Raw genomic sequence first — 18,934 nt, 5'->3', positions numbered from 1 at the left:
ATGGCTTCATCCATTATTAATAAATTTCCTATGACGAGGGAAGGTTTTGAGAATATGCAAGCCGAACTTGAAAAATTAAAGGAAGAAAAACCTTCTGTGATACAGGCTATTTCTGATGCTCGTGATCAAGGTGATTTGTCTGAAAACGCAGAGTATCATGCTGCACGGGAAAGGTTAGGTTTTATTGAAGGCCGTATAATGGAGATAGAAAGTAAGCTCTCACATGCGGAAGTAATAGAAGTAAAAAATTTGTCTGGTGATTCAGTAATATTTGGTGCAACTGTGACATTAAGCATGTTAAGTGATAATAACGGTGAAGTGGAATATGTTTATAAGGTTGTAGGCGAATATGAAGCTGATGTTTCAAAGCAGTTAATATCTACTAGTTCACCACTCGGGAGTGCCTTAATCGGCAAAAAAGTCGGTGAGTATGTGGAAGTGACAGTGCCAAATGGAGAGAAATTGTATAAAATAGTTAAGATTGAATTTAAGTAAATTATTATGGTACAGGCCACTTATGCTTCAATGAGTCTACCCGGTGTTTCTTCTGTGGAAGATGTATTAGAGGATGCTCGTTCCGGTAAATTATTCATTTTAGTTGATGATGAAAGTAGAGAGAATGAAGGTGATTTGATTGTCTTAGCTGAGAAAATAAAGCCGGAACATATGGCTTTTATGGTTAGATACGGTACTGGTATTGTATTTTTAGCCATGACAGAGCTTCATATGAGTAAACTAGATCTTGAGTTTATGGAGAGAAGTAATGTAGACGAAAAGGTTGCTCCTCATACTGCATTTACTACATCAATTGATGCACGTTATGGTATCACAACAGGTGTTTCTGCTTATGATAGAACACATACGATACTTACCGCCATTGATGAAAAGAGTACTAAGGACGATATTATTACTCCAGGGCATGTTTTCCCTATTATTGCAAATGAAGGCGGGGTTTTAGCACGTAATGGTCACACTGAAGCAAGTGTTGAAATAGCAAAGTTGGTTGGTCTTAATCATGCAGCTGTAGGGTGTGAATTAGTGAATGATGATGGCTCTATGATGCGCTTACCTCAGTTGCTTAAATTTGCTGAACAACATAAAATTAAGTTAACTACCATCGACAAACTTATCAGTTACGTTAAAAAATTAAACTAGCGTTTATAAATTTGTATAATTTAAGTGTTAAAATATAGAATTCCTATGAATTATACAAGCACAGAATTTTCATGTTTAGAATTGCTAAGTTTTTGACCTTATTGTTCTTTTTTGCATATTATAATAATGCTTACTCTATTAACATTATTAGAGATAGTGAAGTGGAAGCAATAGTGAAAGAGCTAGCGCAACCTTTATTTTTCGCTGCAAACATTGGTAGTGACCGAATAAAAGTTTTTATAATTAATGACAATTCGATTAATGCTTTTGTAATTAACAATAACAGTATCTTCATTCATTTAGGGCTTTTACGATATTCGGCTAAACCTTATGTCCTGCTTGGTATATTAGCACATGAGATTGCTCACATATCTGCTGGTCATATATTGCAAATGAGTAGTGCTATGGGTTATTTTCAATCGATAGCAATGATTAGTTATATGGTAGGATTAGTTTCTAGTATTATCATTAACCCTCAGGTTGCTGGTGCAATTTTGCTTAGTGGTGTAGCATTCAGTTCAAGGCTATTTTCTAACTATTCTCAAGAGCAAGAAAGTGTAGCAGATAGCTATGCTTTAAGGTACCTTGATGAATCTAGCTATGATAATTCAGGTATGAAAGAGATTTTTGATTATTTTAAAAGTATTGAGCATGAAAACACCGAGGAATATTTCCGCACTCACCCACTTAGTGAGAAACGTATATTTGCTGTACAGAATTATAAGGTCAAAAACAACGTAAAACCAATTTTTGCGGATAAGTTACTAAAGTTTGAGCGTGTGGTTGCAAAGCTAGACTCTTTCTTTGCTCCTATTCATGTGTTATCTAATAAATATGAAAATAATTCTGAGTATGTAAATGCTATAGTTTGCTATAGGCAAGGAAAGATAGAAGAGGCTATTGCTAAAATGAATTCATTGATTCAAGAGTCACGCAATGACCCATACCTATATGAATTAAAAGCAGAAATGCTATACAAAGCTGGAAACTTAAGTGAAGCAATAAAAATGTATGAAGAATCGCTTAGGTATTTATCTGAGAAAAACAGTTATAGCTCTTTCGATAAAAGTCCGGATGTGATAGGATAAGGATAGATGATGATAAGGAGGTTGAATGCCAGCAGCATATAGTTATGATTTAAGAAAAAAAGCAATGGAAGCGCTAGACGAAGGAGAAAGCAGAGAAACAGTGGCAGCAAGATTTAAGATTGGACGAACTACTTTATGGGAGTGGCAGCAAAGAAGAAAAGAAACAGGAGACTTTCAATCAAAAAAACTTGGAAATGGGGGTTACAATCACAAAATTACCGACTGGGATACCTTTGCCAAATTTGCCAGAGAACACGGAGGAAAGACTCTATCGGAAATGGCTAAACTTTGGAACAACGTTAGTATCCAAACGATCTATCGAGCCCTTAAAAAAATTGGATTTACGCGCAAAAAAAGACATATGGATACAAGGAAAGAAACGAAGAAAAACGTGCTGAATTTTTGAAAATTATAGCGACAAAAGAACCTAAAAACTTAGTGTATATAGATGAGTCTGGCATTGATAACACCGAAGACTACCCCTACGGATATTGCCAGAAAGGACAGCGGTTTTATGCCTTAAAATCTGGAAAGAAAACTCAACGAATCAGTATGGTTGCAGCCTTAAGTGGAAGAAAGATAGTTGTTCCGTTAACCTTTGAAGGCCACTGTAATATGGATGTTTTTAATGGATGGTTTGAGCAATTTTTGACACCGATCTTGGAACCTGGACAGACTGTCATTCTTGACAATGCTACTTTTCATAAGTCTGATAAGATTATCGAGCTTGCTAAAGGGGTTGGTGCAGAAATTTTGTATCTGCCGCCTTATTCTCCAGATTTCAACAAAATTGAGCATCATTGGTTTGCTATAAAAAACAGAGCCAGGAAAAACATTCCTCTATTCGAATCCTTTCTTCGTGCTGTTGATTCTGCCTTCCTATGACCTGTTTGGACTATTATGAGAAATGCTATACTTGCCTATGCCACTGCATTACCTGCACTAGCAATAATTGGAATTACTGTAGCATCTGCACTGATAGTTGGTAGTATTACCTATGGAGTTACATATAAGTCATCAGAGTATTCATTAAACAGTAAGCTAAGTGAGGTTAGCTGCAGTAATGTTGATGGAAATAAACAAACTGTACAACCATAATTATTAATTCACCACAGTAACCGCGCCGTGGCAGTGTTTGTACTTCTTTCCAGAATTACAAGGGCACTTGTCGTTTCTTGAGACTTTGGGAAGTCTGCTATTTCTAGCAGAATGTAATCTATTGCCTATCTCTTGGTTGTCTGCCAACTTAAAGTGCGCTAGGCGATGAATGGTGAGTTCCTTCCATTTTTCAAGCATCGACTCAAACATCAAGAAAGCTTCGCGTTTAAATTCATTCAGTGGATCTTTCTGCCCCATAGCACGTAAGCTTATGCTTTGTCTTAGGCTCTCTAGAACTGAAAGGTGTTCCCTCCATAAATGATCAAGTGTCATTATCATCATTTGCTTCACGATCGTATTCCACAAATCTGTAGTGTGCTGACTGTTGAAATATTTTTCTTTCTCAGTAAAAAATTCTTGTATCTTATCATTTACATAATTCAAAGCTTCTTGTTTATTCAAAAACTTTGCCAAGTCTTCTTTATCAAGCGTTATTCCATACCTTGTATGGAATTCTTTGACTATATCTTCAATATAATCCTCATAATAGCCACTTTGGATTATACCTTCTACTACGCTCTCATTTACTTCGCTATACACTTCAAACAAATCATTAATTTCGTTGCCTAAGATATTGTTTCTCTGCTTAAAAATAACTTTACGTTGGTTATTGATTACGTCATCAAACTTAAGTAGAGATTTCCGCACGTCATAGTTTCTAGCTTCAACTTTCTTTTGCGCTTTCTCGAGTGCCTTATTGATCCATGGATGATGAATAGCTTCGTTATTCTTTAACCCTACTTTTTGTAAAAAGCTTCTCATTCTATCAGAACCAAATATTCTCATTAGGTCATCTTCGAGCGATAAAAAGAACTTAGAAAGTCCAGGATCCCCCTGACGACCAGAACGGCCGCGTAATTGATCATCTATTCTCCTGCTTTCATGTCTTTCGGTTCCAACCACACATAAACCACCAGCTTTTATAGCAATTTCCTTATCTTTTTTTACTCTTTCAATTATTTCTTGATATTTTTTTTCTCTTTCATCAGCATTTTTTATTTTCTTGAGCTCTACCTTTGCGATCATTTCAGCATTTCCACCAAGCTGAATATCAGTTCCACGCCCTGCCATGTTAGTTGCTATAGTGACACTACCTGGCACCCCAGCTTGCGCTATTATGTACGCCTCTTGTTCATGATAACGAGCATTCAATACTGAATGCTTAAGAGAATGGCTTTGCAAAAGCGCAGAAAGCTTCTCAGAGTTTTCGATGCTCACCGTGCCAACAAGGACCGGTTGAAGGCGTTTGTGGCATTCTTCTATAAACTTCAACACAGCATTAAATTTTTCCTTTTCTGTACCGTAAATTTCATCATCAATATCAACTCTTTTTACAGGTACATTGGTTGGAATTTTTACTACATTTAATCTGTATATATCACGAAACTCTTCTGCCTCTGTTGCTGCTGTTCCAGTCATTCCGGAGAGTTTATTGTACATACGAAAGTAATTCTGAAATGTAACCGATGCTAAAGTTTGGTTTTCATGCTGAATTTCAAGATTCTCCTTCGCTTCAAGTGCCTGATGAAGACCATCGGAATATCTCCTGCCCTCCATCATACGCCCAGTAAATTCATCAATAATCACTACCTTGCCATCCTTTACTATATAATCTTTATCAGCAGTAAACAGCTTATGTGCACGTAATGCTTGGTCTATATAATGAGTCATTATCATGCTGTCAGTATCATAGAGCGAGGAATTTTCAGGAATGAGATTGTATGACCTCAGTAGTTCCTCCACTCGTGAAATACCATCTTCAGTCAAGAATACCGTTCTACCTTTTTCATCTACTTCATAATCATAGTCAACTAATTTGGTTACTATTTTATTGATATGCTTATATATCTGATTGTTTTCCTCAACAGGGCCAGAAATAATAAGCGGAGTGCGAGCTTCATCAATGAGTATTGAGTCCACTTCATCAACTATTCCGTAGTGAAAGCCTCTCTGAACCATGTCTTCTTGAGAAAATTTCATATTATCTCGCAGGTAATCAAAGGCAAGTTCGTTATTTGTAGAATACACGATATCTGCACTGTAAGCCTCTTTTCTCTCCTCATCCGTCAAATTATTCGTAATGAATGCAACAGAAACCCCAAGAGAGTTATATAATTTGCTCATCCACTCCGTGTCTCGTTTCGCAAGGTAGTCGTTAACAGTTACGACGTGCACGCCTTTCCCTTCTAAGGAATTTAGATATGCTGCTAAAGTTGCAACGAGTGTCTTTCCCTCTCCTGTTTTCATTTCTGATATCATGCCACTGTGGAGTACCATTCCACCAATTAGCTGAACATCAAAGTGTCTCATGTTAAGAAACCTTCGGGAGGCTTCGCGCACAACCGCAAATGCAGGTACGAGAAGATCATTTAACGTTTTCCCATTTTTCAATTCTCGTTTGAATTCTTCAGTTTTACCAGCAAGCTCCTCATCAGATAAGCTCTGCATTTCCGCCTCTAGTGCATTAATTTGCTGAGCAATTTTTCTGAAGGATTTTATTATCTTCTTATTTGTTGACCCAAACATCTTTCTTATAAAAAAGAATGACGACGTAAAAATGAAAAATATAAGAATGGCTGTCAAAATTAGTGGAGAATCTAGCATAAACTTAAGTAAAGTCTTATTTAATATGAGATTATATTACTAAATGCAGCCTACAGCAATTACATATTAGATTCGGGAAATCTTTATTCATATACTAAGGTAATAAACAAAGGAACACTTCCAACCCTGTTCTTGCAGACTTTTTTATTGACACACAAAAATTCTGCTGCATTATTTCAGGCATTTGATAACTTTTATCGAAGAAAGTTATTGGTAGTCTTCAGTAGAGTGGCGAATTATGCACGGTAATATCTATCAGTTAAAGGTATTGATGCTGTTTTTGCATCGCGGAGTACTTTATCAGCATTCTTTTCGCTTAGGTACAGAAATAGAAGAAGCCAGAAAGTTTGATGACTTAGTGTTTGAATATACCCAGGGTAGTAAGAAAGCATACCGCTTTTTGCAGGCTAAACATACACAAGATGAAGATAATAGAAAAATTGAAGTAAGGGACTTACTTACAAAAGATAAAAATAGAGATGAGTTTAGGTTAGCAAAGTATTTCATCTCTTATCTAAAGATTAAAAATAATCAAGATTTTGCAGATGGTAACCTGAAAGATTTTATTATCTGTACTAATATCGATTTTGATCTGGATCAAAGTACAGCACAAAACACAGTGAGGAAATTGAAGGTAAAAACTTCAGGACCAAACGAGAAAATAGAAATTTTAGTTGAAGTAATCGACACTAGTGATGTCTTTTTTAAAGACGGCGGCACTAGATATAAGTTCTCTTGTACTCACGATAACATGATTTCAATAATGCAACCGACATTTAAGGGTGCTGTGGAAGAGACGATAAAAGAATTAGAAGAGGAGATAGAAAAACTTCAAAGTAAACCAGATCAGGACTCAAAAAGGAAATTGGAAAGAAATCAGACGTGGCAACGTGAATTTGGACGAATGATGAATGAAGGTAGGTTGGAAGACAATATAAAAGAATTTTTTGACAAATTAGTATTTGCAGTAAATCAGCCTAATGAAATAAAACTAGCGGATATTATCAAAAGTGAGCTAGGTGAGCAATTTAATGATATTGACAGAAAAAATGTTTACGCTCGCTTCCAAGAAAAAATGCTAGATTGGCTGAAAGAAAAAGGGAGACGTTTTCTTACACATGAAGACGGAAGAGAATTCTTTCGCAAGATGAAAGAAGAAATCTTAGGAGGCTTTCGATTTGAGGTAAGAAACCCAGTAGGATCGTTTACTGGAAGAAAAACAGAGCTAGAAAAACTGCATGAGTCAATACAAGAGAGTCAAGGTGTAGCCACAGTAATATCGCAACTGGTTTCTATTAGTGGGTTGGGAGGCATAGGTAAGACTGAGCTGGCCAAAAAATATATTGAAGAACACAGTAAAGATTATGACAACAATATTATATGGATAAAAGCTGAAACCCATGAAACCATGGTGCAGTCTTTTCTCAGGTTAGCTAGAGATCCTTTAGGCATTCCTACAGAAGATAGGGATATTGAATCTATTGTAAGAGACATATACGCTTTTTTCGCCAAGAGAAAAAGTCTCTTTGTTTTCGATAATGCAGAAGAATATAGAAGTGAAGGTCAAGATGCTGGTATTAGTCAATTCTTACCGTCCCACTTTTTATCATCTGATGATAATAAACCTAGTGTTTTGATTACCTCTCGTAATCAGAAATGGGGAGATATAAAATCATTAACATTGGGTGCATTTACTGAACCAGAATCAATAGACTTTATTAGAAAAGCATTAGGTATAAAAGATGGGTCACAAGAAAATGAAATAAAGAATTTGGCAGAAACATTACAGCATTTTCCTTTAGCTTTGCAGCAGGCAGTTGCATACATAAAAGAAAGGGATATAGCATTAAAGAATGTAGGCTTGAAGTTTGAAATTAGTGATTATTTAAAGAGATACAAAGAGGAAGCAGAAAAATTACTTGATTTTAAGTTTCCTAAAGACAGCGACAATAGCTACACCAAGACAACTTTTATAACCTGGAGAATTACTATTGATAAAATCAAAGATAACCCAGAGTATGGTCAGCAAGCCAAAGAAATTTTGGATATCATTGCCTATATTGCTCCTGACAACATTCCTGCAAAAATGTTTTTAGGGGTAGAACGCAATGAAGAAAAGTTAGGTGATGCTATCCAACTACTTAAACAATATTCAATGATCAACTCAGGAGAAGAGCAAAGTTCAGTCAACGTTCACAGGTTAGTGCAGCAAGTAACAAGAATAGAGTTAGAAAAGCAAGGCAAAGAAAAAGTTGTGAAAAAGACTTTTGAATTACTGAAAGAAAGCTTTCCTTATGACAGTGACAAATTAGAAGATTATGCTAAGAAACGACAATTATTACCACATTTAGAAGCGTTCTTATCACATATAGATAATTGGCTAAAAGAAAACCCTTTGAAAAAACAAACAATAGAGAAGGATTATCTAGGAGATTTATTAATATGGATGGGTGATGGATACCGTGACTTGGGTAATTCCAGAAGACAAAAGGAGCTGTTTGAACGGGCTTTAGTAGTTCAAGAGAAACATTATGGGCCTTATCACTTTCAAGTTGCTATAGCACGGGCAAACCTAGGTAACGCTTATGGGGATTTAGGTGATCATAAGAAAGAAAAGAAGTTACTTGAGCATGCTTTACCTATTCTTGAGAAACATTATGGACATGATCATTCTCAAGTTGCTATTATACTGATAAACCTAGGTAACGCTTATGGGAGCTTAGGCGATCCTCAGAAACAAAAGGAGTTGCTCAAACGGGCTTTAGCAATTCAAGAAAAACGTTATGAACCTGATCATTCTCAAGTTGCTATTATACTGACAAACCTCGGTATTGTTTATGGGGATTTAGGTAACCATGAGGAAAAAAAGGAGTTGCTTGAACGGGCTTTAGTAATTCAAGAGAAACATTATGGGCCTGATCATTTCCAAGTTGCTAGCACACTAATAAGTCTCGGTACCGCTTATAGGACTTTAGGTGATCCTCAGAAAGCAAAAGAGTTGCTTAGACGGGCTTTTACAATTCAAGAGGAACATTATGGTTCTGATCATTTTCAAGTTGCTATTACACTGATAAACCTCGGTATCGTTTACGGTATCTCAGGTGATCCTCAGAAGCAAAGGGAGTTGCTTGAACAGGCTTTACCTATTCTTGAGAAACACTATGGCTCTGATCATTTTCAAGTTGCCATTGCACTGACAAATCTAGGTAATGCTTATGGGGATTCAGGTAATCCTAGTAGGCAAAAGGAGTTGCTTGAACAGGCTTTACCTATTCTTGAAGAATACTATGGTTCTGATCATTTTCAGGTTGCCATTGCATTGGCCAATCTAGGTGATGCCTATGGAAATTTAGGTAATTCTCGGAAAGCAAAAGAGTTGCTTGAACGGGCTTTGGCAATTCAAGAGAAACATTATGAGCCTAACCATTTTACAGTTGCTATAATACTAAAAAACCTAGGCGGAACTTATGGAGACTTAGGTGATTCTCAAAAAGCTAAAGAGTTGTTTGAACAGGCTTTACCTATTCTTGAAGAATACTATGGTTCTGATCATTTTCAGGTTGCCATTGCATTGGCCAATCTAGGTGATGCCTATGGAAATTTAGGTAATTCTCGGAAAGCAAAAGAGTTGCTTGAACGGGCTTTAGCAATTCAAGAGAAACATTATGAGCCTAACCATTTTACAGTTGCTATAATACTAAAAAACCTAGGCGGAACTTATGGAGACTTAGGTGATTCTCAAAAAGCTAAAGAGTTGTTTGAACGGGCTTTACCTATTTTTGAGAAACATTACGGTCCTGATCATCTTGAAGTTGCTAAACTATTGGCAAACCTAAGTATTACCTATGGGGATTTAGGTAACCCTTAGAAAGCAAAGGAGTTGCTTGAGCAGGCCTCATTTATTCTTGAGAAGCATCATGTCCATGATTACTTCTAAAGTTGTTGAACTATGGGAAATTCTAGGCCCCGCTTATGGGGCTTCAGGCAGTCCCCAGAAGGCACAAAAATTTCTTGAGCAAGCTTTGCCTGTTTTTGAGAAATATTATGGCCGTGATCATTTTATAGCATTTCTCATAATAGTCCAAACAGGTCATAGGAAGGCAGAATCAACAGCACGAAGAAAGGATTCGAATAGAGGAATGTTTTTCCTGGCTCTGTTTTTTATAGCAAACCAATGATGCTCAATTTTGTTGAAATCTGGAGAATAAGGCGGCAGATACAAAATTTCTGCACCAACCCCTTTAGCAAGCTCGATAATCTTATCAGACTTATGAAAAGTAGCATTGTCAAGAATGACAGTCTGTCCAGGTTCCAAGATCGGTGTCAAAAATTGCTCAAACCATCCATTAAAAACATCCATATTACAGTGGCCTTCAAAGGTTAACGGAACAACTATCTTTCTTCCACTTAAGGCTGCAACCATACTGATTCGTTGAGTTTTCTTTCCAGATTTTAAGGCATAAAACCGCCGTCCTTTCTGGCAATATCCGTAGGGGTAGTCTTCGGTGTTATCAATGCCAGACTCATCTATATACACTAAGTTTTTAGGTTCTTTTGTCGCTATAATTTTCAAAAATTCAGCACGTTTTTCTTCGTTTCTTTCCTTGTATCCATATGTCTTTTTTTGCGCGTAAATCCAATTTTTTTAAGGGCTCGATAGATCGTTTGGATACTAACGTTGTTCCAAAGTTTAGCCATTTCCGATAGAGTCTTTCCTCCGTGTTCTCTGGCAAATTTGGCAAAGGTATCCCAGTCGGTAATTTTGTGATTGTAACCCCCATTTCCAAGTTTTTTTGATTGAAAGTCTCCTGTTTCTTTTCTTCTTTGCTGCCACTCCCATAAAGTAGTTCGTCCAATCTTAAATCTTGCTGCCACTGTTTCTCTGCTTTCTCCTTCGTCTAGCGCTTCCATTGCTTTTTTTCTTAAATCATAACTATATGCTGCTGGCATTCAACCTCCTTATCATCATCTATCCTTATCCTATCACATCCGGACTTTTATCGAAAGAGCTATAATACATTAGATTATGAAAAATTCAAATTCTACCTTCAGCAGGATTTTCTGTATTGTATAGATTGCGCTCGTGCTTTTTTAATTGTTACAGCTAGAGTTGATGATATTGAAATGATGAGTAGTTTAATCAATTTGGCACAAGGAGCATTTTATGTTCGAGAACAGTATAAAAAATATTTTGAAGATTGTGATCTATCTGATGATCACAAAAAGTCAAGAGCTTGTTCTGCCTTTACTGACTTTTTCATGAGTGCCGCATATCACAATTCTGTTAATGAAGCTTTAGTAGCATCTTATTCTTGCTTTAACATATACCAAATCGTTATACGCCATATGGTAAATGAGATAACAACTAAAGGGGTTAAAAATAACAAATACAAAGAGTGGATCAACATTTATAGTAGCGAAACAGTAAATGCTGTAATTGATGAGGTTACTGATATTACAAATAAGCTATATAAAAAAGCTAGTGACTGTGAAAAAAAGAGGATGTATGAGTTTTTTAAGAAAGGGCTGGAATTAGAAATAATGTTTTGGGATGAGGCATATTACTCTAATATATCTAGCAAAGAATATTAGCAGCGGATTATTTACGTTAACTTGATCTTTTATCGGTAACTACAGTGTTCAGTGGCATAATTAGGAGCTGTTACGGGTCAAATCTTTTAAAGGATATAATTGAGCACCCTTTTAATGTTGAGTTAGCGAATAACACCCTAAATATAGAGAACTTCAAGTTCTATGCTCAACAAAAGACGTTGTTCTTAGGTGATTATATTCGTACCACCTTAATTACTGCATCCAGAATGGAAGATTATAGTAGTATTATCTCGCTTGCTGAAGTAGCCCAAAGAGTAGTGACTGTTAATAGAATGCTATATGACTACTACTTTACTATGTACGGTATAAGTCGCGAAAAGAAATCTCTTGAGTGTTTTAATTTCACTAATTTTCTTTTATCCATCTCGCATAGTAATACCTATGAGGCTATGACGGTTTTGTATTCTTGCATGTTTATATACGAGACTGTCGTTGATAGCATGAAAAATAGATTCAAGAAAAATAATAGATATAGGGATTGGTTTAATTTTTGTTACAGTGATTCAGTAAAGTCTGGATGCATTATTTTGGAAAATATTGTTGATGGATATTGCAGCAGAGCAAGAGAAAACGAAAAGAGCAGAATGCTTGAGTTGTTTAGAATAACTGCACAATTTGTGTTAGATTTTTTGAACGGTGCATATAATTTTTCAAGATTCAATCAATTTCCTAAGGAACATTGACAATTTTAAGCTAATTTGTATCCTTAATAAGTATTTTTTAAAATGCTATGAAAAGTAAAGAACATGATTTTCATTTAGTGGATCCAAGCCCTTGGCCAATTGCTGTATCAGCAGCAATTCTTATTCTTGCACTTGGATTAGTTGGCGCGCTTCATAAACAAATTGTCGGAATGTTTTGTTTAGTTTTGGGAATCTCCGCAGTATCAGGGGTGCTGTTTTATTGGTGGAGAGATGTAATAAGGGAGGCCATTTATGACAAATGTCACACTGCCATTGTAAAACATGGACTCAAATTTGCAATGTACTTGTTTATTCTCTCGGAGGTCGTATTTTTTATAGTGTTCTTTTGTTCATTCTTTAAAGCCTGGCTTGATCCAGTTTTTTTATTTGAGGCGTTTTCTCCTGCAAAAAAAGTTGAATGGCCCCCTGAGGGAATTTTGCCACCTGATCCGTGGTCACTACCATTCATGAATACATTAATATTATTGCTTTCTGGTACAACAATTACTTGGGCAAATCACTCTTTACTTAAAAATGATAAAAAGAGCATGATTAAAATGCTGTCCATAACTATATTGCTTGGAGTTTTTTTTATAATAGTGCAAGCAATAGAGTATAATGAAGCGAGTTTTTCTCTACAAGAAACAGGAGAAAAGCTTATTTATACATCCAATTTTTATATGATTACCGGTTTTCACTGCGCACACGTTATAATAGGAATAATATTTTTATCAGTGTGTTTATTTAGAGCACGGAAAGGCCAATTTACACTTCAGGACCATTTGTGCTTTGAGTTTGCCTCCTGGTATTGGCACTTTGTAGATGTAGTCTGGATATTTTTATTTTTGTTTGTCTATTGGTTAAGCGTTTATTAAGTGGTTAAAATAATAGGTCTAGATCCAGGAATAAGCAAGACTGGGTGGGCCATTATCAGCCTGAACGAAAAAAATAATATTGAATTTTTGGGCGGCGGTACCATATCAACTGATGGTAAATTGGGTACAGGTGAACGCCTACATATAATTTTTGAACAATTAAAGAAAGTAATTTCCCTATACTCTCCGAATGAAGCTGCGGTGGAGAAAATTTTTGTTAATAAAAATCCTAAATCTTCACTAACTTTAGGATATGCAAGAGGGGTTGTAATTTTAGCGTTAAAAATAACAAAGCTAACTATGAATGAATATGATGCAAACTATGTAAAAAAAAGCATTACCGGAAATGGCCATGCTGATAAGGATCAGATTATATTTATGGTGAAGCAAATAGTTAGAAATTTGAGTATAAAATGCCACCATGCTGCTGACGCTCTTGCTGTAGCAATTTGTCATGCTTATACGAAAGGTTCTTGTTTTGTTGAGTAACTTTTATATGGGATTCAGTTTGAAGATTTCCAGATCTGGAAAAACTATTTGATTGTATTTATCTTGTCTAACGTTCGTTGCAAAATAATACATGCGGAGATTTTATCATCTATTTTTTTCGATTTTGTGATTGATATTCCAGTAATTTTTAGTGTATGAGTTGCGATAGATGTTGAGAAGCTTTCGTCTTGTAAGTATATATTTACTTTATATTTTTTTATTATTTTATTTGCGAATTGGATTATAGTTTTACACCATTTAGTTTCTTGCTCGTCCATTTTTAATGGTAGTCCTATTACCATTGATCCAGATTCATTTTCTTTGAATATTCTATGCAGATAACCTAAATCTTTGCTCATATTTTTTCTGTGATATATGCTATGAGCTGTGGCTATGAGCTGTGTTTTATCGCTAAATGCTATGCCTATTTGCTTTTCTCCCATGTCAAGGCACATTATGCGCTTATCTTTTGGAATAGACTTTAGAAACTCATCTGGATTTCTATGTAGCATCTATTAGACTTCCTTTAAAGTGACCTTACCAAAAAAGTGGAGAGAAAGTTAAGAAAATTTTTTACAAAAAGAATAATGAATCAAATTGCTCAGGAATGCAATAGACTTCTTGCATAACCCAAACTAAGTAGAAAAAAGGTATCATCTAAGTAGCTGACACTGGTTTCCATCCAAAAGGGCAGTGCCCCTATGATGTCATTCCAGTGCTTGACACTGGAATGGCTTTGTTGCATCGCTACTTATGAAAGGCTAACTATAGTTAGGATTATAAGTAACCTATTGAAAATCTTGTTTTTTTGCAATCAATCTGATCAAATTTAAGAATAGTAATTTATTATTTATATTAATAAATTTAATTCTATTGAAAATAGCTAAAGCATTGAAATTCTTGAATTTTAGCCGGATTAGTGAGTGGTAGTGAAATTTCTTTTACTCAAATTTAGGTATTCACTGACCGTTCTTGTTATAAATACCAGAATAATAAGCTACTGATATTCTCCATCTTTTTTATCTTTAATCCATCATAGCTAGCGATGCAACAAAGCCCACTGGAATCCAGACTTCAATTGTTATACTTGTAAATAAGTCTGGAACGTTCATCTCAAAATGTAGTATTTTTGTTGAAATAGCTCAACTGGATTCCAGCGGGCTTTGTTGCATCACACTTTATGAGATGGTGATTTATGGTAAATTCATGTAACTATCTCAAATTTAGCCATACCAATATCAGTGAATTTATTAAGCAAATAGCATTTGATTAGCAGTTCTTTTTCTCGATTTATCTCAGATTTATTCCTAAAACTAAATCCGAATATTTGCTTTAATCTTGAGAAAAACCCTTCAATATAAGATCTTTTCCCATAATTTACTTCTTTTTTCCATTCTTTCATGCCATCTTCACCGTATAATTTTATTAACCTAATAGCAGCATTCCTGTCAGACATATAATCTATTTCTGGATGTTCTGCCGCATTGTTTATTGGTGGAATTTTTGTCTTTATATCATATTTGTTACACAACTTATAAAACTTGTGCCTATCACATGCTCTATCTGCATATAGTGCTTTTATGGCATGCTGAAAATCAACTTCTTTTAGCAAATCACAAGCTCCATAGTGATCAGAGTAGACACCGTTACTGTATTTTACAGCTATGGCTTTTTTGTTGTTTATATTCAACATTACGTGCAATTTTCTCGTTTGCTCATAGCCACGATATTTTCTGTCAGTGCTATTTTCCTTGCTGTGACCAGGAGTGTTGTTGTATATACTAATTCCTGTACTGTCTATAGCAATTTCGATATCTTCCATATTATTTTTATCAATTCTGCAATCATTTATCTTAATATTAAGTTTCTTAAACCTTCTTGATGCTTGTGAATAGCTGATAACTGCCAAATCTCTTCCTATTTGTTGCAAATACCCTTTTATAAACCCGACTGTTTGTCTTAAACCAATTCTAAAGAAACTGACGATTATATGCACCAAAATCACAACTTTATCACTATAAATATAGTTGCCGCCCTGCATTTTTGGACAATTCTCGTACCAATTTTCTATGGCGTCATTGATATAACAAAAAATGCTTCCTCTTTCTTGGAGAAATTTGTTATATTCATGGCAGTTACTGACTCTCATTTTTTGTGGCATATTTTTTCTTCAACAGTTAAATGGCTATTTATAATGAATTTTGTCAGTAACTGCCAGTTCTTTTCACTTGAGCGATGCAACAAAGCCCACTGGAATCCAGTTTTTCGTATAATTTTGTCAAAATCTATTGTGCTAGCAAGTTCACTAGCGTCACGCGCTGGTCTGTTAGACATTTACGTGTAGGGTGAAGAAATTTTGAAAAAGACATACCAAATATGAAAGGCCTATATATTAAAACTTACGGCTGTCAGATGAACGTTTATGACTCCGTTTTAATGGAAAATGTAATTAAACCTTTGGGGTTCAACGTTGTTAGTGATGCAGGGAAAGCCGATTTAGTGATACTGAATACTTGTCACATTAGAGAGAAGGCAGCAGAAAAACTTTACTCAGAGCTTGGGAAGATTCATTCGTTACGAAAAGAAATGACTATAGTGGTGGCTGGGTGTGTAGCGCAAGCAGAGGGAGAAGAAGTGTTCAGAAGGGCTCCTTTTGTTGATATTGTTGTTGGTTCGCAGAGTATCGCTACCTTACCGGAGCTGATAGTCAAAGCAAGCAGAAGTAAAGGTCATGTAATAAACACTGATTTTCCTGAAGTTGCAAAGTTTGATAAATTGCCAGATGAATGCTATGGCAATAGCCAGGGGTCTTCTGCGTTTCTTGCCATACAAGAGGGTTGTGATAAATTTTGTACGTTTTGTGTAGTGCCCTATACTCGTGGAGCTGAGTATTCACGGCCAATGAATGAAATATTTCGTGAAGCATTGAAATTAGTTGCAAATGGGGCAAATGAGATCAATTTGCTTGGTCAGAACGTCAATGCTTACCATGGGGAGTGCGAAGGGGAAGTGTGGGATTTAGGAAAATTAATTAGTCATATTGCTAAAATTGAAAAGCTAGAGAGGATTCGTTATACAACTTCTCATCCAAGAGATATGCATGAATCTCTCTACTTGGCACATGCGGAAGAGCCAAAGCTCATGCCGTTTGTTCACCTGCCTGTGCAGTCTGGTTCGAATAAAATATTGCACGCGATGAACAGGAAACACACTGCAGAGGAGTATTTGGAAATAATAGACAGATTTCGCAAATTGAAACCTGAAATCGAATTTTCTTCTGATTTTATTGTTGGTTTTCCTGGAGAAACCGAAAAAGATTTTGAAGAAACTATGAAATTAGTAGAAAAAGTTAGATATGCTCAGGCTTATAGTTTTAAATACAGCCCAAGACCAGGCACACCGGGAGCGGAAAGAAAAGATCAAGTACCAGAAGAGGTTAAAACAGAGCGCCTTCTTCGTTTACAGAAATTAATTAGTAAGCAACAACTTGAGTTTAACCAGAGTATGGTAGGTAAAACTATACCTGTTCTATTTAGCGATAAAAAAGGTAAACACCAAAACCAAATTATTGGTAAAAGCCCATATATGCAATCAGTGTGCATTGATGATTCTGAAGATAAATACAGGGACAAAATAGTAAATGTGAAAGTGTTGGAAGCTCGGCAGAGTAGTTTGCTGGGGTGTGCATTTCACTGATTTTAAGCAGCGTTAAATATAAATCTTAAGCAAAGAGTATTGAAAAAATGCAATCATAATCTTTTTCAAAAGTTACAAAGTTTAATTGCTACCTCTGCTGAACGGGTACCTTAAACCTACAAATTTGAGCTTACCTATATCAATTTTTTGTACAAGATGAGTTAGTAACAACTTTATGTATAAAATTGAAGAAGAATAAAAATACAATAACGAGCATTAAATTAAATATTCCCACCTTTAAAAAACCCTCTTTATATATTTCTAAAGATTCTAAATAATTTATTTTACCATTTACTGAAGGAACTGACATAAATTTTGATATTGCAACTCCGGCTAGGTTAGAAAACGCTAATGATAGCATTACTATACCCATCACTACTCCTCTAAGGTTTTTGGGGGCTAGTGTAGTTGCTTGTTCTTGGACTAATGGAGCAATACATAATTCTCCCAGTCCCATAAAGGAGATAGCAATTATTAAATATAAGTATTCTACTTTACCTTCAATGTTAGAGTTTAAACATCCTATGTACAGTGTGAAAAAACACATAGCCATTGTCAGAAGGCCAAGGGTAAACATGGAAGTTGCATATTTTTGCTTAAACTTCATGTATGTTCCAAAAAGAAAGCCAAATATTATAATTGACAAAGGATTTATGGCTTGAGAAACTGAAGCTGGAATTGTTATACCTAATACATTGTTAATAACGTTTCTTTCGGTGAATAAGTTAACCAAAGAGCCAAGCTGCATTTCTAAAGCAAAAAAACACAAGAAAAATACCACAAGAATAGATAATACCACTAATTTTCGTCTTTGTTCTGCTGATAATTTAGATATTATATAAATAAATATGCCCAGAGCTGTTATTCCAACAAATATGAGCATATTAGTAAAAAATTCACTATGTATAAGCATTTTAGCAATTATTGATGATGACAGAAAGCTTCCTATCAATACTATACTAAAAATTTTAATCCCTAATATGCGCTTATTCATAAGCTCTGGATAAGGAGAAAGGCCGCTATCTCCTAAAAGATTCTGAAATTTGAGAAAAAAGATTAGCCCTATAGACATCCCAATACCAGCTAAACCAAAGCCGTAGTGCCAGCCAAACAAGTGGGCTACATAACCACATGAAATAGAAGCCAATATTGCTCCAATATTCACGCTTACGTAAAATAAAGTAAAGCCTCTGCTACGTTCAGGATCGTCTTTGCCATAGCATGAACCAAGTAAGTTAGTTGCGTTTGTGCGACGTGAAAAGTCGCTTATTAAATTGTTTAGCAGGTCACCCTGACTAAACCGAGTGTTTTGCCGCTCGTACCCTACTAGACTGTACAAAAGCAGTAATGCTTTGTGCAAAGCGTTTAGGACAATGAACCCGCCTGAAAAGGAGAAGTTCGGTCTGCGAAGAAAGAACAATGCTATAAGTGTCGAGTTGGCACGGGGGCTAGGGTTAATGGTATGGATAGCGCAAGCAAATGATCCTAAGCATCGTTACGTCGAACAAGCCAAAGACACTGATAGGCTTGAACCAAAAGGTAAGTAGACTGGTTATCAAACTGAACGCATTTG

At 35.6% G+C, this 18,934-nt stretch carries 17 protein-coding genes and 1 pseudogene; 12 read left to right on the top strand and 6 right to left on the bottom strand.

The genetic code is table 11. The features are described 5' to 3' along the window. The 5 genes and pseudogenes from greA (at window position 1) to OOL03_RS05270 (ending at window position 3,341) form a co-directional block, all read left to right on the top strand. Window positions 1-495 (top strand): transcription elongation factor GreA, encoded by a 495-nt coding sequence (gene greA / locus OOL03_RS05290; RefSeq protein WP_264704997.1) that lies wholly within the window; start codon window positions 1-3, stop codon window positions 493-495. Between the two features lie 6 nt (window positions 496-501). Continuing rightward, window positions 502-1,155: a 3,4-dihydroxy-2-butanone-4-phosphate synthase gene (gene ribB, locus OOL03_RS05285; protein WP_264707214.1), complete on the top strand. Its 654-nt coding sequence runs from the start codon at window positions 502-504 to the stop codon at window positions 1,153-1,155. A 71-nt stretch (window positions 1,156-1,226) separates the two neighbouring features. Beyond that, window positions 1,227-2,207, top strand: a pseudogene (locus OOL03_RS05280) (M48 family metalloprotease); the annotation flags it as partial. Window positions 2,208-2,268: 61 nt separating this feature from the next. Next, window positions 2,269-3,128 (top strand): IS630 family transposase gene (locus OOL03_RS05275; protein ID WP_264707034.1). Its coding sequence is split into 2 segments (ribosomal slippage): window positions 2,269-2,593 and window positions 2,593-3,128, totalling 861 coding nucleotides; the frame shifts between segments, so codons are not numbered across the junction. A gap of 15 nt (window positions 3,129-3,143) precedes the next feature. Further along, window positions 3,144-3,341, top strand: coding sequence for a hypothetical protein (locus OOL03_RS05270; protein WP_264707213.1), 198 nt, complete (start codon window positions 3,144-3,146; stop codon window positions 3,339-3,341). 3 nt (window positions 3,342-3,344) lie between these two features. On the opposite strand, the gene secA is transcribed toward OOL03_RS05270, so the two are convergent. Then, on the bottom strand, window positions 3,345-5,927 hold the full coding sequence (gene secA, locus OOL03_RS05265) for a preprotein translocase subunit SecA (RefSeq protein WP_264707686.1): 2,583 nt from the start codon (window positions 5,925-5,927) through the stop codon (window positions 3,345-3,347). 316 nt (window positions 5,928-6,243) lie between these two features. Between secA and OOL03_RS05260 the strand changes: the two genes are divergently transcribed. Next, on the top strand, window positions 6,244-9,873 hold the full coding sequence (locus OOL03_RS05260; protein WP_264707211.1) for a tetratricopeptide repeat protein: 3,630 nt from the start codon (window positions 6,244-6,246) through the stop codon (window positions 9,871-9,873). Window positions 9,874-10,095: 222 nt separating this feature from the next. On the opposite strand, the gene OOL03_RS05255 is transcribed toward OOL03_RS05260, so the two are convergent. Beyond that, window positions 10,096-10,955, bottom strand: a protein-coding gene (locus tag OOL03_RS05255) for an IS630 family transposase (protein WP_264707019.1) whose coding sequence is annotated in 2 segments (ribosomal slippage) — window positions 10,096-10,631 and window positions 10,631-10,955 — 861 coding nt in all. Because the reading frame shifts where the segments join, the coding sequence is not laid out codon by codon here. Between the two features lie 21 nt (window positions 10,956-10,976). Between OOL03_RS05255 and OOL03_RS05250 the strand changes: the two genes are divergently transcribed. Genes OOL03_RS05250 through ruvC form a run of 4 tightly spaced genes read left to right on the top strand, consistent with a single transcriptional unit; the run spans window position 10,977 to window position 13,665 of the window. Next, window positions 10,977-11,597, top strand: coding sequence for a TenA family protein (locus tag OOL03_RS05250; protein WP_406721371.1), 621 nt, complete (start codon window positions 10,977-10,979; stop codon window positions 11,595-11,597). A gap of 44 nt (window positions 11,598-11,641) precedes the next feature. Next, the gene (locus tag OOL03_RS05245) at window positions 11,642-12,301 is read left to right on the top strand and encodes a TenA family protein (protein ID WP_264373885.1); all 660 of its coding nucleotides are present in this window, start codon (window positions 11,642-11,644) and stop codon (window positions 12,299-12,301) included. A gap of 47 nt (window positions 12,302-12,348) precedes the next feature. Then, the gene (locus tag OOL03_RS05240; RefSeq protein ID WP_264707209.1) at window positions 12,349-13,176 is read left to right on the top strand and encodes a cytochrome c oxidase subunit 3; all 828 of its coding nucleotides are present in this window, start codon (window positions 12,349-12,351) and stop codon (window positions 13,174-13,176) included. Continuing rightward, entirely contained in the window at window positions 13,177-13,665 is a 489-nt protein-coding gene (gene ruvC, locus OOL03_RS05235) for a crossover junction endodeoxyribonuclease RuvC (RefSeq protein ID WP_264707207.1), read from the top strand. A gap of 44 nt (window positions 13,666-13,709) precedes the next feature. On the opposite strand, the gene ruvX is transcribed toward ruvC, so the two are convergent. The 3 genes from ruvX to OOL03_RS05220 form a co-directional block, all read right to left on the bottom strand. Next, window positions 13,710-14,177, bottom strand: a complete 468-nt coding sequence (gene ruvX, locus OOL03_RS05230) for a Holliday junction resolvase RuvX (RefSeq protein WP_010082183.1) — start codon at window positions 14,175-14,177, stop codon at window positions 13,710-13,712. 692 nt (window positions 14,178-14,869) lie between these two features. Then, the gene (locus OOL03_RS05225) at window positions 14,870-15,826 is read right to left on the bottom strand and encodes an IS5 family transposase (RefSeq protein WP_253303014.1); all 957 of its coding nucleotides are present in this window, start codon (window positions 15,824-15,826) and stop codon (window positions 14,870-14,872) included. After that, complete coding sequence (locus OOL03_RS05220) at window positions 15,811-15,999, bottom strand: hypothetical protein (RefSeq protein WP_264707204.1); 189 nt, start codon at window positions 15,997-15,999, stop codon at window positions 15,811-15,813. Before OOL03_RS05220 ends, OOL03_RS05225 begins: the two co-directional genes overlap by 16 nt. A gap of 42 nt (window positions 16,000-16,041) precedes the next feature. Here OOL03_RS05220 and miaB point away from each other — a divergent pair, with 42 nt between their 5' ends. Beyond that, entirely contained in the window at window positions 16,042-17,361 is a 1,320-nt protein-coding gene (gene miaB, locus OOL03_RS05215) for a tRNA (N6-isopentenyl adenosine(37)-C2)-methylthiotransferase MiaB (protein WP_264705014.1), read from the top strand. Between the two features lie 139 nt (window positions 17,362-17,500). Here the strand turns inward: miaB and OOL03_RS05210 are convergent, their stop codons facing one another. Continuing rightward, window positions 17,501-18,721 carry a peptide MFS transporter gene (locus OOL03_RS05210; protein WP_264707202.1) on the bottom strand — a complete coding sequence of 407 codons (1,221 nt, stop codon included), beginning with the start codon at window positions 18,719-18,721 and terminating at the stop codon, window positions 17,501-17,503. Window positions 18,722-18,734: 13 nt separating this feature from the next. On the opposite strand from OOL03_RS05210, the gene OOL03_RS05205 reads away from it, so the two are divergent. Beyond that, complete coding sequence (locus OOL03_RS05205; RefSeq protein ID WP_264707108.1) at window positions 18,735-18,908, top strand: hypothetical protein; 174 nt, start codon at window positions 18,735-18,737, stop codon at window positions 18,906-18,908. Window positions 18,909-18,934: the final 26 nt, after the last annotated feature.

This window comes from Wolbachia endosymbiont (group A) of Acrocera orbiculus, from assembly GCF_947250015.1.
GTDB lineage: Bacteria > Pseudomonadota > Alphaproteobacteria > Rickettsiales > Anaplasmataceae > Wolbachia > Wolbachia pipientis.
This window is presented reverse-complemented; position numbering and strand designations above follow the sequence as displayed.

Excerpts from the sequence above, each read along its gene's own strand:
- greA (WP_264704997.1), top strand. The coding sequence starts at position 1 with ATGGCTTCATCCATTATTAATAAATTTCCTATGACGAGGGAAGGTTTT.
- ribB (WP_264707214.1), top strand. The coding sequence starts at position 502 with ATGGTACAGGCCACTTATGCTTCAATGAGTCTACCCGGTGTTTCTTCT.
- OOL03_RS05270 (WP_264707213.1), top strand. The coding sequence starts at position 3,144 with ATGAGAAATGCTATACTTGCCTATGCCACTGCATTACCTGCACTAGCA.
- secA (WP_264707686.1), bottom strand. The coding sequence starts at position 5,927 with ATGTTTGGGTCAACAAATAAGAAGATAATAAAATCCTTCAGAAAAATT.
- OOL03_RS05260 (WP_264707211.1), top strand. The coding sequence starts at position 6,244 with ATGCACGGTAATATCTATCAGTTAAAGGTATTGATGCTGTTTTTGCAT.
- OOL03_RS05240 (WP_264707209.1), top strand. The coding sequence starts at position 12,349 with ATGAAAAGTAAAGAACATGATTTTCATTTAGTGGATCCAAGCCCTTGG.
- ruvX (WP_010082183.1), bottom strand. The coding sequence starts at position 14,177 with ATGCTACATAGAAATCCAGATGAGTTTCTAAAGTCTATTCCAAAAGAT.
- OOL03_RS05225 (WP_253303014.1), bottom strand. The coding sequence starts at position 15,826 with ATGCCACAAAAAATGAGAGTCAGTAACTGCCATGAATATAACAAATTT.
- OOL03_RS05220 (WP_264707204.1), bottom strand. The coding sequence starts at position 15,999 with ATGTCTAACAGACCAGCGCGTGACGCTAGTGAACTTGCTAGCACAATA.
- miaB (WP_264705014.1), top strand. The coding sequence starts at position 16,042 with ATGAAAGGCCTATATATTAAAACTTACGGCTGTCAGATGAACGTTTAT.
- OOL03_RS05205 (WP_264707108.1), top strand. The coding sequence starts at position 18,735 with ATGAACCCGCCTGAAAAGGAGAAGTTCGGTCTGCGAAGAAAGAACAAT.